This is a genomic window from Nonomuraea sp. NPDC048826, from assembly GCF_043198225.1.
Classification (GTDB): Bacteria; Actinomycetota; Actinomycetes; order Streptosporangiales; family Streptosporangiaceae; genus Nonomuraea.
This window is the reverse complement of the sequence record NZ_JBICUQ010000002.1, coordinates 564,017-579,519: the sequence shown is the minus strand read 5'-3', so window position 1 is coordinate 579,519 and position 15,503 is coordinate 564,017. Positions and strand designations below refer to the sequence as shown.

Annotated in this window: 18 protein-coding genes and 1 riboswitch; of the genes, 11 read left to right on the top strand and 7 right to left on the bottom strand. The window is 72.3% G+C overall.

Annotated features, from left to right (window positions below; genetic code table 11):
* Positions 1 to 233 precede the first annotated feature (233 nt).
* From ACGFI7_RS08315 to ACGFI7_RS08300, 4 genes are all read left to right on the top strand, one after another.
* Positions 234 to 722 carry a sigma-70 family RNA polymerase sigma factor gene (locus tag ACGFI7_RS08315; protein ID WP_393401902.1) on the top strand — a complete coding sequence of 163 codons (489 nt, stop codon included), beginning with the start codon at positions 234 to 236 and terminating at the stop codon, positions 720 to 722.
* A complete protein-coding gene (locus ACGFI7_RS08310; RefSeq protein WP_393400789.1) occupies positions 719 to 1,423 on the top strand; it encodes an anti-sigma factor family protein in 705 nt (234 codons plus the stop codon). Before ACGFI7_RS08315 ends, ACGFI7_RS08310 begins: the two co-directional genes overlap by 4 nt.
* Positions 1,416 to 1,646, top strand: coding sequence for a PadR family transcriptional regulator (locus ACGFI7_RS08305; RefSeq protein ID WP_393400786.1), 231 nt, complete (start codon positions 1,416 to 1,418; stop codon positions 1,644 to 1,646). The genes ACGFI7_RS08310 and ACGFI7_RS08305 overlap by 8 nt, the downstream gene beginning before the upstream one ends.
* Before the next feature lie 627 nt (positions 1,647 to 2,273).
* The gene (locus tag ACGFI7_RS08300) at positions 2,274 to 2,819 is read left to right on the top strand and encodes a YciI family protein (RefSeq protein ID WP_393400784.1); all 546 of its coding nucleotides are present in this window, start codon (positions 2,274 to 2,276) and stop codon (positions 2,817 to 2,819) included.
* A gap of 112 nt (positions 2,820 to 2,931) precedes the next feature.
* Here the strand turns inward: ACGFI7_RS08300 and glyA are convergent, their stop codons facing one another.
* From glyA to ACGFI7_RS08270, 6 genes are all read right to left on the bottom strand, one after another.
* Positions 2,932 to 4,182, bottom strand: coding sequence for a serine hydroxymethyltransferase (gene glyA / locus ACGFI7_RS08295; protein WP_393400781.1), 1,251 nt, complete (start codon positions 4,180 to 4,182; stop codon positions 2,932 to 2,934).
* A 27-nt stretch (positions 4,183 to 4,209) separates the two neighbouring features.
* Positions 4,210 to 4,293, bottom strand: a riboswitch (ZMP/ZTP riboswitch).
* Between the two features lie 22 nt (positions 4,294 to 4,315).
* The gene (locus tag ACGFI7_RS08290; RefSeq protein ID WP_393400778.1) at positions 4,316 to 5,710 is read right to left on the bottom strand and encodes a serine/threonine-protein kinase; all 1,395 of its coding nucleotides are present in this window, start codon (positions 5,708 to 5,710) and stop codon (positions 4,316 to 4,318) included.
* 48 nt (positions 5,711 to 5,758) lie between these two features.
* Positions 5,759 to 7,279 carry a protein kinase gene (locus ACGFI7_RS08285; RefSeq protein ID WP_393400775.1) on the bottom strand — a complete coding sequence of 507 codons (1,521 nt, stop codon included), beginning with the start codon at positions 7,277 to 7,279 and terminating at the stop codon, positions 5,759 to 5,761.
* 25 nt (positions 7,280 to 7,304) lie between these two features.
* Positions 7,305 to 8,243: a YihY/virulence factor BrkB family protein gene (locus tag ACGFI7_RS08280; protein WP_393400773.1), complete on the bottom strand. Its 939-nt coding sequence runs from the start codon at positions 8,241 to 8,243 to the stop codon at positions 7,305 to 7,307.
* A gap of 61 nt (positions 8,244 to 8,304) precedes the next feature.
* Complete coding sequence (locus tag ACGFI7_RS08275) at positions 8,305 to 8,679, bottom strand: YccF domain-containing protein (protein WP_393400770.1); 375 nt, start codon at positions 8,677 to 8,679, stop codon at positions 8,305 to 8,307.
* Between the two features lie 37 nt (positions 8,680 to 8,716).
* Positions 8,717 to 9,496 carry a TIGR03084 family metal-binding protein gene (locus tag ACGFI7_RS08270; RefSeq protein WP_393401899.1) on the bottom strand — a complete coding sequence of 260 codons (780 nt, stop codon included), beginning with the start codon at positions 9,494 to 9,496 and terminating at the stop codon, positions 8,717 to 8,719.
* Between the two features lie 43 nt (positions 9,497 to 9,539).
* Here ACGFI7_RS08270 and ACGFI7_RS08265 point away from each other — a divergent pair, with 43 nt between their 5' ends.
* The 6 genes from ACGFI7_RS08265 (at position 9,540) to ACGFI7_RS08240 (ending at position 13,315) form a co-directional block, all read left to right on the top strand.
* Positions 9,540 to 9,671, top strand: a complete 132-nt coding sequence (locus ACGFI7_RS08265; RefSeq protein ID WP_393400767.1) for a hypothetical protein — start codon at positions 9,540 to 9,542, stop codon at positions 9,669 to 9,671.
* A gap of 64 nt (positions 9,672 to 9,735) precedes the next feature.
* Positions 9,736 to 9,819: a putative leader peptide gene (locus ACGFI7_RS08260; protein WP_354532976.1), complete on the top strand. Its 84-nt coding sequence runs from the start codon at positions 9,736 to 9,738 to the stop codon at positions 9,817 to 9,819.
* 106 nt (positions 9,820 to 9,925) lie between these two features.
* Positions 9,926 to 11,599, top strand: a complete 1,674-nt coding sequence (locus tag ACGFI7_RS08255) for a nitrite/sulfite reductase (RefSeq protein WP_393400765.1) — start codon at positions 9,926 to 9,928, stop codon at positions 11,597 to 11,599.
* The gene (locus ACGFI7_RS08250) at positions 11,596 to 11,739 is read left to right on the top strand and encodes an Insertion element protein (RefSeq protein ID WP_148030414.1); all 144 of its coding nucleotides are present in this window, start codon (positions 11,596 to 11,598) and stop codon (positions 11,737 to 11,739) included. The genes ACGFI7_RS08255 and ACGFI7_RS08250 overlap by 4 nt, the downstream gene beginning before the upstream one ends.
* On the top strand, positions 11,736 to 12,464 hold the full coding sequence (locus ACGFI7_RS08245) for a phosphoadenylyl-sulfate reductase (RefSeq protein ID WP_393400762.1): 729 nt from the start codon (positions 11,736 to 11,738) through the stop codon (positions 12,462 to 12,464). The genes ACGFI7_RS08250 and ACGFI7_RS08245 overlap by 4 nt, the downstream gene beginning before the upstream one ends.
* Positions 12,446 to 13,315: a sirohydrochlorin chelatase gene (locus tag ACGFI7_RS08240; RefSeq protein ID WP_393400760.1), complete on the top strand. Its 870-nt coding sequence runs from the start codon at positions 12,446 to 12,448 to the stop codon at positions 13,313 to 13,315. The genes ACGFI7_RS08245 and ACGFI7_RS08240 overlap by 19 nt, the downstream gene beginning before the upstream one ends.
* Before the next feature lie 21 nt (positions 13,316 to 13,336).
* Here ACGFI7_RS08240 and ACGFI7_RS08235 read toward each other — a convergent pair whose 3' ends face one another.
* Positions 13,337 to 13,993 (bottom strand): DUF1707 domain-containing protein, encoded by a 657-nt coding sequence (locus ACGFI7_RS08235; protein WP_393400757.1) that lies wholly within the window; start codon positions 13,991 to 13,993, stop codon positions 13,337 to 13,339.
* A gap of 150 nt (positions 13,994 to 14,143) precedes the next feature.
* On the opposite strand from ACGFI7_RS08235, the gene ACGFI7_RS08230 reads away from it, so the two are divergent.
* Positions 14,144 to 15,490, top strand: coding sequence for an ankyrin repeat domain-containing protein (locus ACGFI7_RS08230; protein WP_393400754.1), 1,347 nt, complete (start codon positions 14,144 to 14,146; stop codon positions 15,488 to 15,490).
* Positions 15,491 to 15,503: the final 13 nt, after the last annotated feature.

Genomic DNA, 15,503 nt, shown 5'->3' with positions numbered 1-15,503 from the left:
TCCGTTTCGCGGCGACTCTACGCAACCGGTACGGGAACGCGCAACGGCTTTTCGGCCACCCCCGGTTGAACCGTTGAGGTGGGCTCGCCCGTACCACCTGCCGACGGACTCGAGAAAGGGGAATGATGCGACTGAGCACGTATCCCCCACCCTCGGCCGAGGGAGCAGCCCCCATGGGCAAGCCGCGGTTACGGCACTTCTTGAGGCGCGTACGGCCTGACCCCGAGATGGTCGTGTCCGCCCTCTACCGGCAGTACCACCGGCCGTTGCTGGCCTTCGTCGTGCGCCTGACCGCGGGTGACCGGCAGTGGGCCGAGGACGTCGTACAAGAGACCATGATCCGCGCCTGGCGCAGTGCCGAACAGCTCGATCCGGAAGCGGCCTCGCTCATGCCCTGGCTGGCGACCGTCGCACGACGTATCGTGATCGATGACCGGCGGCGAAGGGACGCCCGCCCCCAGGAGCAGGGTGACGGCCCGCTGGAGCACATGCCCGTGCCGGATGAGATGGAGCAGCTGCTGCACCAGGTGGTCGTGTCCGAGGCGCTCAAGGCGTTGTCGCCCGCGCACCGGGAGATCCTCAACGAGACGATCCTGCGGGACCGTTCCGTGAACGAGGCCGCGCAGGCGCTCGGCATCCCCGTGGGCACCGTCAAGTCCCGGGTCTACTACGCGGTGCGCGCGCTGCGCGTGGCGCTGGAGGAGAGGGGGGTGACGGCGTGACCTCTCGAGTGGAACACACCGACGTGGGCGCCTACGCCCTGGGCCTGCTGGACGAGGACGACCGGCTGGCGTTCGAGACGCATCTCCTCGGCTGCCGTTCCTGCGCGGCGGAGCTCTCCGACCTGGCGGGCGTCGCCCAGGCGCTGCACGGGCTGGGGCCGGTGACCGACGACCCTCCTGAGGAGGAGCCGGCCGAGGTGATCGACCTGCTGCACCGTAAGCAGGCGGCCGACCGGCGCTCCCGGAGAGGGACGTTTCTGATCGGTCTCGCGGCCGGGATCGCCCTGGTGGCGGGCGGGCTGGTGCTCGGCGCCCAGATCGGCGCGCAGAACGCGCCGCCCGCCGCGCACACCCAGCTGGGTCCCGCGGAGCAGTTCTACGCCATGGGCACGCCCGTGCCGGGCACCGGCAGGGACGGCGTGACGGGCGGGCTGGTGCTGGAGTCCAAGGGCTGGGGCACCCACGCGGCGCTCAAGCTGTCGGGGGTGAAGGGCCCGCTGGAGTGCGAGCTCGTCGCCATCGGCAAGAACGGCGACCGGCGGGTCATGATGGGCTGGTCGGTGCCGCCCGACGGCTACGGCACCGAGGCCAACCCTCAGCCGCTCTACATGCACGGCGCGGCCGCGCTGCCGGCCGAGCAGATCGACCGGTTCGAAGTGATCACCGCGACCGGGCGCAGCCTGCTCACGGTCGATGTCTGACTTCGCGACGGCCGGCACCCTGTACGCCGCCTTCGACCGGCTCCGGGAAGAGGGCCTGATCGACGAGGACCGCGAGGAGATCGTCGGCGGCCGGGTGCGCCGCTCCTACCGGCTGACCGGCGACGGCACGGCGCGACTCGCGGCCGGGGCGGAGCGGACGCGCAGGCACGCCACCGCGGCCACCGCCCGCCTGCGGGCGCTCGGCTCGGGCACAACGGCCTGAACCCGCCGGACCCGCCTCCATCCGGCCGACGCGGTGGATCTGGTGCGGGGCGCGGCTGCGCGTCCACGCGCGCAGAGCCTTCGGCCCCGCCTCCACGATCGTTCCCCGGCGGGCCTTCCTGGTGTGGGGCCGCTCGCCGTCGTCGCACCGGCTGCCGGCAAGGCCGTCGTGCGCTGGGTGGACGTGACAGCCCTCCATGACGTCGTGTCCTGCCGGCGGCGGAGCGCCCCGAGACGCGTTTCCTGATTTTTGGCGGTACGGGAGATTTCTTCGGGATTCTTTGAACCCGTGGCGAACCGGGAGCCGTACTGCTTGCCAGAACAGGGACTCCTCCAAGGAAGTGACCGGCATGTCAGGGGACATGCCGGTCACCCCGAGCCCCTCACGGCGAAGATCCGCAAGGACGTTCGGGAGCCGTCCGAACGGATCGTCCGGCCGGCGGCGGCCCTCCCCACACCTCCGCCGCCCGGCCGTCGCCACCGGGGATGTCCGGCCCGCCCCGGCCGCGACAACGTCCCGCCGCACCCGGGAGCCCGTGCGGCGGGACGTCCCACCCCGCCTCAGTCCCACTCCGCCTCAGTCCCACTCCGCCGCATATGAAGCCGGTTCATGGTAGGCACTCCCGTTATGGAGTTCTTCTGTTATCACCGTGATCGTCCCGGTTCCGCGGCGCTGCGCGACGAGCTGATAGAAGCGCACTGGTCCTACATGGACGGGTACGAGGCGGAACTGATCGCCCGGGGCCCGACGCTGGACCCTTCCGGCGACGTGGCCACCGGCAGCGTGCACATCGTCGACCTGCCGGACCCGGCCGCCGCGCGGGCGTTCGCCTTCGACGAGCCCAACTACCAGGCCGGGGCGTACCGGGACGTGCTGCTGCGCCGGTGGCGCAACGTACTGGGGCGGACCATGTGGGAGTTCCCCGGCGGCCGGGAGGGCGGCGACAGGTATCTGGTGCTCGGTTTCGGCTCGGGTGAGGCCGCCGACCTCACGCCGCCGCCCGGCGACGACCTGATCGCCTACGGGCCGCTGCTGTCGGACGACGGCGCCGCCTGGCTGGGCACGGCCCTGCTGATCCGGGCCACGGACCCGGCCGAGGCCCGCGCCGCCCTGACGCCTGACCGGTACGCCGCCATCGAGGTGCACCCCTGGACCTTCGGCGGCCGCCGATGACCGCTCACCGGTGAGACGCCGCGCGGGGCAGCGCGACGAGGACGGGGTCCGATGAGAAGGGCCGTGCGGATGGGAACCCGCACGGCCCTGGGTGACGTCGCTCGTCCGGTGGTTACAGGCCCGGAGCGGGGAACTGGGCGGTGAGGTCGCTGACCTCGCGGTGCACCCGGGTGATGACGTCCTCGGCGTCGCCCTTGGCCAGGGCGGTGACGACCTCGTCCATCCAGGCCCCGATCTGCCGCATCTCCGCCTCCTTCATGCCGCGCGAGGTGACCGACGGGGTGCCGATGCGGATGCCCGACGGGTCGAACGGCTTGCGGGTGTCGAACGGCACCGCGTTGTAGTTGGTCTCCAGGCCCGCCCGGTCGAGTGCCTGGGCGGCGGGCTTGCCGCCGATGCCCTTGGGCGTGAGGTCGAGCAGGATCAGGTGGTTGTCGGTGCCGCCGGAGACGAGGTCGAAGCCGCGGGAGGCGAGCTCCTCGGCGAGCGCCTTGGCGTTGGCCACGACCTGGTGGGCGTAGGCCTTGAACGCGTCGGTGGCGGCCTCGTGCAGGGCGACGGCGATGGCGGCGGTGGTGTGGTTGTGCGGGCCGCCCTGCAGGCCGGGGAAGACGGCCTTGTTGAGCGCGGTGGCGTGCTCGTCGGACGTCGCCATGAGCATGGCGCCGCGCGGGCCGCGCAGCGTCTTGTGGGTGGTGGTGGAGATGACGTCGGCGTGGCCGACGGGCGACGGGTGGGCGCCGCCGGCGACCAGCCCGGCGATGTGGGCGATGTCGGCGGCCAGGACGGCGCCGACCTCGCGGGCGATGGCGGCGAAGCCCTCGAAGTCGATGGTGCGCGGGATGGCGGTGCCGCCGCAGAAGATCAGCTTGGGCCGGTGCTCCAGGGCCAGCTCGCGCACCTCGTCGAGGTCGACGCGGCCGGTGTCCTTGCGGACGCCGTAGCGGACCGGGTTGAACCACTTGCCGGTCGCGGAGACGGACCAGCCGTGCGTGAGGTGACCGCCGAACGGCAGGCCCATGCCCATCACGGTGTCGCCCGGCTGCAGGAACGCCATGTAGACGGCGAGGTTGGCGGGAGAGCCGGAGTAGGGCTGGACGTTGGCGTGGTTGACGCCGAACAGCGCCTTGGCCCGCTCGACGGCGAGGGTCTCGACCTGGTCGATGACCTGCTGGCCCTCGTAGTAGCGCTTGCCGACGTAGCCCTCGGAGTACTTGTTGGTGAGGACGGTGCCGGTGGCTTCGAGCACGGCCTTGGAGACGTAGTTCTCCGAGGCGATGAGCTTGACGGTGTCGGCCTGACGGCGCTCCTCCGCCTTGATCAGCTCGGCGATCTGCGGGTCGACGCTAGCGAGAGAACTCATGACTCTCCTGTCATCATTGACGTCCCTTGCGAAGACCCAGGCGCACGGCCTCCGCTCCTTCCCGCTCCCCGGTGGTCGTTCCCACCTGATGCGCCAGTCGCGACGCCATTGACGATACTGGATGCGGCGGGGCTCACTTCGCCGTGATCAGCACGTTCCTGACGACTCCGGGGTTGCGGAAGTCGACGTCGACCCTCGTGACGTCCTCCGGCACGCCGGAGAAGACGGCGAAGAAGCGCATCGACTCACCCGCCGCGATGGTGTCGCCCGATTCCCAGGACGTGCACGCACACCGGCCTTTCCGGGTCGTCGGCTGCCACCGCAGCGACTTGCCGCGGGCGATCAGTTCGACGGAGGAGGCGTTGGAGTCGCCCAGGTATCTCGTGGTGTGGAAGTGGTAGAGGGTGATGCGCTCACCGGCGGCGTCGTTGATGATCGTCCACTCGAGTTGGACGTCGGCGCCCTGGCGGCGGAGCGCGTCGATCCTGACGCGGGCGCGGGCCTTCTCGCTCCTGGTGTTGGTGTGCGTGAAGGAGATCTCCGCCGGAGAGGTGATCGTACGGGTCGTGACGGGCGGCGGGGGCGTGCGGAGCCGCGAGAAGGCCAGGACGCCCGCCAGCGTGACGGCGACGGCCAGGACGACGGCCGCCACCGGCGCGAGCAGGCGACGCCGCGGCCCGGCTCCCTGCGGCGGGGTCCAGGAGTCGCTCACCATCTGGCCGGCGGCGTCCACCGTGGCGCTCGGGCGGCCCATGAGGCGGTCGAGGAGTTCCTGGGCCGTCGGACGCCTGGCGGGATCCTTGTGCAGGGCCTGCTCCACCAGAGGGCGCAGCCGCTCGTCCAGGCCGTCGAGCGCGGGCACGTGGTGGACGACGCGGTAGAGCACCTCGGGCATCGCGCCGGTGCCGAACGGCGGGCGGCCGGTGCCCGCGCAGGCGATGACCCCTCCCCAGGCGAACACGTCGCTCGCGGGCGTGGTGGGCAGGCCGTTGGCCTGCTCGGGAGCCATGTACGCGGGCGTGCCGGAGACGGTGGCCGACTGGGTGGCGCCGGCGTCGGCGAGCCGGGCGATGCCGAAGTCGATGACGCGCGGCCCGACGGCGCTGAGCAGGATGTTGGACGGCTTGAGGTCCAGGTGCACGACGCCGGCCTGATGGATGGCGACCAGCGCGGTGGCCACGCCGACGGCCAGCGCCTCCAGATTGGCCCCGGTCATCGGGCCCCGGGCGTCGATGACGGACGACAGGTCCGGGCCGTCGACGTACTCGGTGACGAGGTAGGCCGTGTCGCCGTCGAAACCCGCGTCGAGCACGGGCGCGGTACAGAAGCGCGCGACCCGGCGGGCGGCCTCGGCCTCCCGGTCGAAGCGCCGCCGGAAGTCCTCCCGCGCGGCCAGCTCGGGATGCAGGACCTTGAGCGCGACGGTGGCGGAGCCGGCGTCGCGGGCGAGGTAGACGGTGCCCATGCCGCCCCGGCCGAGCGTACGGATGAGGGTGTACGGCCCGATGCGGCGGCTTCGGTGGGTCACATCGCCATTGTGGCGACAGGCCCTGAAACGTGGTTGCCGCTCGCTTGATCAGGCCGCGGTGATCGCGACGTTCTTGACGACGCCGAGCGGGCCCATGTCGATGTCGACGCGCTCCACGTCCTCCGGCACGTTCTCGTAGATGGCGAACAGCTGCACCCGCTGGCCCGAGGTGAACGGCGCGTACGGGATCTGGGTGCACCGGCAGGCGCCGTCGTCGCGGGCGGGGTAGATCGGGGCGCCGACGCCGGGCGGGACCAGGTTCACCCGGGAGACGGTGTTGTCGAGGGCGCCGCCGCCGAGCTCGCCGGCGAGCGGGGCGTTCTCCTCGCCGACGTTCTTGACGGTCCATTGCAGGCGTACGGTCCCGCCCTGCCGGACGAGGGCGTCGACGCGGATCTCCAGCTTGCTGTCGAGCGCCTCGACGGTCTGGACGGTCTCGGGGGTGCCGGGCTCACCCGCGCCCGGCCCCCAGGGGCGGACGACGGCCAGCGTGACGCCCACCCCGGCGACCGCCGCGAGCACGGCGGTCAGCACGGGCACCCACCAGCGCCGGCGCGGCCGGGGCGCGGTGGAGGCGGGCGCGTGCGGGAGGGCCCCCTGCCCCGGACCGCCCGCGGCGGCGTGGGGGGCCGGAGAGCCCACAGGAGTCTGGGACCCACCGGAGCCGGCAGGGGACGTGGGCACGCCCGCCGGACCCTGGGGCGGAGGGCCTGCGTGGGGCCGCGGGAGCGGGGTCCAGCGGTCGGTGACGACCTTGGTGGCCGTGTCGACGCGTACCTCGGCCCGGCCGAGCAGCCGGTCGAGGAGCTGCTGGGCGGTGGGCCGCCGGGCCGGGTCCTTGTCCAGGGCGCGCTCCACCAGCGGCCGGAGGCTCTCGTCCAGCCCGTCGAGCAGCGGCGCGTGGTTGACCACCCGATAGACCAGCTCCGCCACCCCGCCGCTGCCGAACGGCGGCCTGCCGGTGCCGGCGAACGTCATCAGCGACCCCCAGGCGAACACGTCGCCGGCGGGCGTGACCTGCTCGCCCTTGGCCTGCTCCGGGGACATGTAGGCCGGGGTGCCCATGCTGTGGGCGAGCGTGAGCGGGGCCTCGGGGCCGGCGAGCTGGGCGATGCCGAAGTCGATGACGCGCGGGCCGACGGGGCTGAGCAGCACGTTGGACGGTTTGAGGTCGCGGTGCACGACGCCGGCCTGGTGGATGGCGGCCAGCGCGGTGGCCACGCCGACGGCCAGCGCCTCCAGGTTGGAGCCGGTCAGCGGCCCCCGCTGCCGCACCACCTCGGCCAGGTCGGGCCCGTCGACGTACTCGGTGACGAGGTAGGCGGTGCCGCCGTCGAACCCGGCGTCGAGCACGGGCGCGGTGCAGAAGCGCGCCACCCGGCGGGCGGCCTCGGCCTCCTTGCCGAACCGGCGCCGGAACTCCTCGCGGGCGGCCAGCTCGGGCCGCATCGTCTTGACCGCGACGTGGCCGCCGGACGGGTCACGGGCCAGGTGGACGAACCCCATGCCGCCTTCGCCCAGTTTGCGGAGCAGGACGTACGGACCGACCTGTGCGGGTGGCGACTCCATCTGAGGGATTATCGCGGACGCGATCTCATTTCGCACGGCCGTCGCCGGGCCACAACCGGTCGACCTCGGCGTTGAGTATCGCCCCGATGAGCACGGCCAGGGCGGTGATGTAGAGCCAGAGCAGCAGGGCGATGGGGGCGGCGAGCGACCCGTACACGGACACGGGCGAGAACCAGGCGGCGAGCACGGCGCGCAGCACGGCGGCGCACACGATCCACAGGAACAGCGCCAGGATGGCCCCGGGCAGCTCGCGGAACCAGCGGGTGCGCACGGGGACGCTGACGTGGTAGAGCACGCTCAGGAAGAGCACCGACCCGACGATCACCACGGGCCAGTAGAGCAGGTCGATGGCGCCGCCGTAGTCGGCGGGCAGCGCCCCTTTGAGCAGGGTCGGGCCGATGACCAGGATGGGCATCACGACGATGCCGACGACCAGGCCGACCACGTACAGGCCGAAGGACATCAGCCGGGTGCGGATGATGCCGCGCTCCTCCCCCAGCCCGTAGGCGACGGAGATGAGGTCGACGTACACGTACAGCGCCCGGGACCCGGACCAGAGCGACAGCAGGAAGCCCAGCGAGATGATGGACACCTTGCTGGCGTCGTCCCTGAGCACGTCGGCGATCAGCGGGCGGACCACGGTGTCGATCGTGTCGGCGGTGAACAGCACGCCGGCCTGCTGGATGACCCACAGCTCGATGTCGCGCACGGCCTGCTTGCCGATCCAGCCGCCGAGCTTGGACAGCACGCCGATGAGGCCGAGCACGAACGGCGGCAGCGACAGCAGGGCGAAGAACGCGGCCTCGCCCGCCAGGCCGGTGACGCGGTAGGTGACCCCGGCGTTGGTGGCGGCGCGTACGGTGGCCCACGACCTCGTGTCGCGCACCCAGATGAGCCGGGCGCGGGTGACCGCGGAGCGTGACCTCTTCGGCTTCGACCCGCTACGCGCTTCCGTGGACGTCATTGGCACCCAACGCTCTGTCGCAGTGACTCTCCGGCACAGCTTACGTCCAGGTTGTCCTGCCCTACTCGTTCTCGACGATGCGTGCGCCCAACGGCAGCAGCGAGACCGGGATCATCTTGATGTTGGCGATGCCCAGCGGGATGCCGATGATCGAGACGAACAGCGGGATGGACGTGATCACGTGGCCGGCGGCCAGCCAGATGCCGGCCACGACGCACCAGATGATGTTGCCGACCGTCGAGAGGACGCCGGCCTCCGGATCGCGCACCACGGTCCGGCCGAACGGCCACAGGGCGTAGGCGGCGATGCGGAACGACGCGATGCCGAACGGGATCGTGATGATCAGGATGCAGCAGATGATCCCGGCGACGGCGTATCCGATGGCCAGCCAGAGCCCGGCGAAGACGAGCCAGACGACGTTCAGGATGGTGCGCATGACTCCAGCATGTCACCAGGAACCCCAGCGTGCGGCCTCAGGTCGCGCGAGGTCTCCCGCTGCCGGGCGGGCCCGCGTACGCCTGCGCGATCCGCATCCATGTGACGGCCGGCTCGCCGGTGATCTCCAGGGCGGTTTCGGCGGGGTGGGCACGCTGGGTGACGGCGAGGCAGAAGTCGAGCATCGGCCCGCGCACCACGCCCGCCGCGCCCTCGGGGCCCGCCGTCCACGGCTCGCCGCCGGGCGTCACCAGCTCCACCCGCACCGGCTCGGCGGGGACGGGCAGGCCCCGTACGGTGAAGGAGTAGGGCAGGGCCATGACCCCGATGCGGGCGACGTGGCGCAGCCGGTCGGTGGGCTCGCGGGTGCGGCCGAGCGCGTCGGCGACGTCCTGGCCGTGCGCCCACGTCTCCATCAGGCGGGCGGTGGTGAACGACGCCGCCGACATGTCGACCCCGTACCAGGGCAGGCGCTGTTTGGGCGGCAGCGGGGCGAGCGCGCCGATGAGCCGGGCCCGCGCGGCGCCGAACCAGGCGCGCAGCTCGCCGGCGGGCATCGCGCGCGACTGCCTGGCCAGGTCGTCGGGGGTGGTGGCGGGCTCGGCGCCGAGCATGGAGCCGAGCATGGCGCGGAAGGAGCCGGGGTCGGCGATCGCGGTGTGGGCGGCGTCGTCGAACCAGGCCAGATGGCTGACCTGGTCGCGGATCGCCCAGCCCGCGGCCGGCGTGGGCAGCTCCCAGTCGCCGGGGCCGAGCGGGTCGAGGAGGGCTTCGAGCGAGGCGGTCTCGGCGCGGAGGTCGTCGAGCAACTCGGCCATGAGGTCCACGGCCGTCAGCCTAGCCGAGAGCGATAATGCTGTCGTGATCTGCGACAGCTGCAAGGACAGGCGGCACGACGACTGCCGGGGCGGCTCGTGGTGCGACTGCCAGCATCAGCCCGCCGAGCAGGAGCGGGAGTCGGAGCCGGACCTCGGATGGCCCCGGCAGGGATGATGATCGAGTCCAGACTCTGGACCCGGTATTGGACATCTCGGACGGCCCGAGTATCTTCATAAGCATGCCAGCGGACCCCATGCTCGTAGGCCGACGCCACGTCGACCTTCTGCGTGTCCGCAGTGCCATCTGTTGCGACGCCCGGTAACCACTCGTCTCTCACCGCTGAGCGCGTCGCACTCCCTCTTCCCCTGCACTCGATGACGAGGCAGGAGGTCGCCCGTGCGCGCGCCCATGAACTCAAAGGACGCGCAATGAGCACCCCTGCCAGCCGGCACCACAAACGCCCGCGCGGCGAAGGTCAGTGGGCTCTCGGTTACCGGGAGCCGCTGAACAAGAACGAAGAGCTGAAGAAGAACGACGACGGGCTGAACGTCCGTCAGCGGATCATCGACATCTACTCCAAGCGGGGCTTCGACTCCATCGACCCTGCCGACCTGCGTGGCCGCATGCGCTGGTACGGGATCTACACCCAGCGCAAGCCCGGCATCGACGGCGGCAAGACCGCGATCCTGGAGCCCGAGGAGCTGGACGACCGCTACTTCATGATGCGCATCCGCATCGACGGCGGTCAGCTCGACCTGCGCCAGCTCCGGGTGATCGCCGACCTGTCCAACGAGTACGGGCGCGGCACCGCCGACGTGACCGACCGGCAGAACATCCAGCTCCACTGGATCGCGATCGAGTCGGTGCCCGACATCTGGGAGCGGCTGGAGGCCGTGGGCCTGTCGACCACGGAGGCGTGCGGCGACACCCCGCGCGCGATCCTGGGCTGCCCGCTGGCCGGGATCGACGAGGAGGAGGTGTTCGACGCCACCGAGGAGATCCGCGAGATCCACGAGCGCTACATCGGCGACCCCGCCTACTCCAACCTGCCGCGCAAGTTCAAGTCCGCGCTGAGCGGCTGCCCGGCCCACTGCACGGTGCACGAGATCAACGACGTGGCGTTCGTCGGCGTGGTCAACGAGCACGGCGAGAAGGGCTACGACCTGTGGGTCGGCGGCGGCCTGTCGACCAACCCGATGCTGGGCAAGCGCCTGGGCGTGTTCGTGGCGCCCGAGCGGGCGAGCGACGTGTTCGGCGGCGTCATCGGCATCTTCCGCGACTACGGCTACCGGCGGCTGCGGCACCGGGCCCGGCTGAAGTTCCTGATGAACGACTGGGGGCCGGAGAAGTTCCGCGAGGTGCTGGAGACCGAGTACCTCAAGGAGCCGCTGCCCGACGGGCCGGCGCCGGAGCAGCCGCGCGGCAACCGCCGCGACCACGTGGGCGTCTTCCGCCAGAAGGACGGCAACTTCTACGTCGGCTTCGCGCCCAGGGTCGGCCGGCTCAGCGGCGACCGGCTCCACCTCATCGCCGACATCGCCGAGCGTCACGGCTCCGGCCGGGTGCGCACCACGGTCGAGCAGAAGATGGTCATCCTCGACGTCGCCCCCGACCAGGTCGACTCGCTGGTGGCCGAGCTGGAGGCCAACGACCTGCGGGTCAACCCGTCCACGTTCCGCCGCCAGACGATGGCCTGCACCGGCATCGAGTTCTGCAAGCTGGCCATCGTCGACACGAAGAACACCGCCGACCACCTGATCGACGAGCTGGAGCGGCGCCTGCCGGAGTTCGCCGAGCCGCTCACCATCAACGTCAACGGCTGCCCCAACTCCTGCGCCCGCATCCAGACGGCCGACATCGGGCTCAAGGGCCAGCTCGTCCTGGACGAGAACGGCAAGCAGGTCGAGGGCTTCCAGATCCACCTCGGCGGCTCGCTGGGCGTCAACGCGGGCTTCGGCCGCAAGGTGCGCGGGCTCAAGACCACCGCGGCGGCGCTGCCCGACTACGTGGAGCGGGTGGTGCGCCACTACGACGACCAGAAGAAGGAAGGCGAGACCTTCGCCGACTGGGTGCAGCGCGCGGACGAGGCCGATCTCAAATGAGCGGCCGCGCGGTTCCGTTCCACTGCCCGTACTGCGGCGACGAGGACCTGGAGCCCTACCAGGACGACGGGGGCTGGTACTGCCGGTCCTGCGCTCGCGCCTTCAAGCTGAAGTTTCTCGGAATCGGGGTGAACATATGACGCTCGCCGACATCGAAGTCGACCTGCGGCAGCAGCGCGGCGCCCTGGACCTGCAGGACATCGTCGAGTCCGCTGCGCTGTTCCTGGAGGGGGCGCCCGCCCGCGAGATCGTCCGCTGGGCGGCGGCCACGTTCGGCGACCGGCTGTGCCTGACCTCCTCCATGAGCGACGCGCTGCTGATCGACCTGGTCAGCCGGGTGAAGCCGGGTGTGGACGTCTTGTTCGTCGACACCGGCTACCACTTCGCCGAGACGGTCGGCACCCGTGATGCCGTGCAGCAGGTCTATGACGTCAACGTGATCAACGTGCGGCCCTCGCGCACGGTCGAGGAGCAGGATCGCGACCTCGGCCCGCGCCTGTTCGGCCGCAATCCCGACCTGTGCTGCTTCCTGCGCAAGGTGGAGCCGCTCAACCGGGCGCTGGAGCCGTACCTCGCGTGGATCAGCGGCATCCGCCGCGACGAGTCCCCCTCGCGCACCGGCACCAAGGTCGTGGAGTGGGACGCCAAGCGGCAGATGGTGAAGATCAACCCGATCGCTTCCTGGACCCAGGAGGACGTCGACAACTACATCGCCGACAACGGGGTGCTGATCAACCCGTTGCACTACGACAACTACCCCTCGATCGGGTGCGCGCCGTGCACCCGGCAGGTCCTGGAGGGGGAAGATCCGCGCAGCGGCCGCTGGGCGGGGCTGGGGAAGGTCGAATGCGGCATTCACCTGTGACCCCCGGCAGGCCGGTTCCGTTGGCAGGCGGGGCCGGCCCGAGCGTCCCCATGGTGGCGGTGGCGCACGGCTCGCGAGATCCCCGTGCGGCCGCCACCGTGGAGGCGCTGCTCGACGAGGTACGGCGGCTGCGCCCCTGGCTTCCGGTGCGCACCGCCTACCTCGACCACGCCACCCCGTCGCTCGGGCAGGCGCTGCACGGCCTGGCCGAGGCGGTGGTGCTGCCGCTGCTGCTGACCGAGGCGTACCACAGCAGGGTCGACCTGCCGGGCGCGCTGCGGGAGGCGCGCGCCCGCGAGCCGCGGCTGCGCGTCCGCTACGGCACGACCCTGGGCCCGCACCCGCTGCTCACGGCGGCTCTGGAGCGCCGTCTGGAGGAGGCGGGCGTGCCGGTCGGCGACCCGGACACCGCGGTCGTGCTGGTGTCGGCGGGCTCCAGCGACGCGCGCGCCAACGAGGTGGTCGCCCGGCTGGCCCGTGCCTGGCGCCGGCCCGCGGCCGCGCCGTCCTTCCCCGCCCGGTCCTTCGCGGTGCGGTCCGTCGGGGCCCCGTCCCGGGGGCCCTGCCCGCGCGGCTGGTGGGCGGTCGAGCCCGCCTACGCCTCCGCGGCCTCGCCGACGCCGGCGCAGGCCGTCGCCCGGCTCAAGGAGGCGGGCGCGCCCCGGGTGGTGGTCGCCCCCTACCTGCTGGCGCCCGGCTACTTCGCCGACAAGGTCCGCCGCACCGCGCTGGAGGCGGGCGCGGACGTGGTGGCCGACGTGCTCGGGCCCGCGCCCGAGCTGGCGCGGGTGCTGCTGGAGCGCTACGAGGCGGCGCTGCGCGCCCCGGCGGACGACGTCAGGAGCGCCTGACCGTACGTGCCGGGGCGGGTGTCAGTGGCCCCGGTTGAGCGAACGGTCGTCGCCGTCGCCGTGGAGCTGCCGCCAGTGCTCGCGCCAGGCGGACCAGCCGCGCTTGATCGGCTTGGCCCGCGAGTCGCCGATCACCTTCACGTCGCCCATGACCGCGTACGCGTGGACCCGGACGACCGGCACGTTCATGCCGCGCGGCGCCTCCTGCACGTCGATCCGCTTGTCGCCCATGATGGCCATGCCGTCGAGGTCGACGTTCACCCCGTCGGGGACGATGATCTTGACGTCGCCCATCACGGACACGGCCAGGATCTCCACCATGTCGGTGCGGACCTCGGCCTCGCGCAGGTCGAGGACGACGTCGCCCATCACGGCCACCGCGCCCAGCTCCTGGTCGATGCGCCAGGTGCCGCGCCGTTTGGTGTCGCCCATGATGCCGACGAACCAGCGCCGTTTCCTGCCCTCGGGGCGCCGGGCGGGCGGCGCGACGGCCGAGGTGGCGGGCAGGTCCTGGGTGAGCAGGGCGAGCTGGGCGTGCGTGGTGGCGGTGTAGGCGGCCTCGGTGCGGTCGGTGAGTTCGGCCAGCGTGAGCCTGCCTTCGACGGAGGCCTCGCGAAGCAGCTCGACCACGGCCTCGCGCTCGGCGTCGGAGGCGCGTACCTCCCCGGGGTCAGTCATACTCGCAACATATCGCGTTTTGTCGGTGTCGCGATCCTCCCCCGGGAGGAAATCGGGTGAACCGCTATCGACACGCACCGCGTACCAGAAGGTGACACGGACCCCGGCATGGTCCCGGGGCGCGGCCGGGCCAGGCTAGGGTCCGTTGTCATGCATGAGGAACAGCTCTACCGGGCCGCGCTGGACGGCGACGAGAAGACCGTGAGCGAGCTGCTCGCCGACGGAGCCGATCCCGAACGCCCGTACGAGGGCGAGGAGGGCGGGCTGCCGCTCTGCGCCGCGGCCGCCCGCGACCAGGTGGCGGTGGCCGGGATGCTGCTGTCCGCCGGGGCCGGCGTGGACACCCGTGAGAGCGGCGGCTGGACCGCGCTGATGTGGGCCGCCACCAACGGCGCCACCGGGACGGCGCGCGTGCTGATCGCGGCGGGCGCCGACGTCGACGCCGCCAACGAGACGGGCGACACGCCGCTGACGCTCGCCGCCAGGCGCGGCGCGCTCGGCGTGGTGCGCGACCTGCTCGACGGCGGCGCGGACCCGGCCAAGTTCGACGAGGACGGCGACACGCCGCTCGACATCGCCGCCGACTGGGTGGGCGTCCATCTGGAGGGCGCGCTGCTCGACCAGGTCGAGCAGGAGGGCTGGACGTACGCGGTGCACCGCCAGTGGGCAGGTGACGGCACCGAGCTGGTCACGGTCACCGCCACCTCGCCCGACGGGTCGCAGACCGAGCAGGTGCAGGCGCAGCGCGGCCACGCCGCCGTCGCGACGCTGCTGGAGGCGGCGGCCGGCGAGTGGGCGCCGGTCGAGCGGCTGGTGGCCCGTGCGCTGGCGCACCGCGACCTGGACGAGGACGCGGAGACCTGGTGGGCGGCGGCCGACGCGCTGGCGGCGCGCGGCGACGAGGACACCTACCGGGCCATGACGCGGCTGTGCGCGAGCGAGGACGCCAGGGAGCGCGAGTTCGGCGTGGACGCGATCGCCCAGTTCGGCGCCGACGGCGACCGCAAGCCCTACCTGGAGCGGACGCTCCCCCTCCTGCAACGGATGACGATCACCGAGTCCAGCCCGCAGGTGCTGCGGTCGGTGCTGGCCGCGCTCGGCCACCAGGGCGACCCGCGGGCGCTGCCCCAGGTGCTCGAGCTCATCGGCCGGCCGGGGCACCGGCGCACGATGACCGACGCCATCGCGCTGGCCGACGTGCTGCCGCCGGACCACGCCGAGGGGCTCGCGCTGCTCATCGACATGACCGCCGACGACGACGGCGAGGTGCGCGACTGGGCCACGGCGGGCCTGGCGGGGCTGGACGCCGACACGCCCGGGATCCGGGAGGCGCTGGCGGCCCGGCTGGACGACGACGTGCTGCGCGCGGTCGCCGAGGCGGCCCGCGGCCTGGCCAGGCGCGGCGACCCGAGGGCCGCGCACGGCGTCGAGCGGGTCCTGCACGAGTCCGACGACCCTGAGCTGCACGAGCTGGTCGGCGAGACCCAGGCGGCCTGAGCGCGCGCCCGGC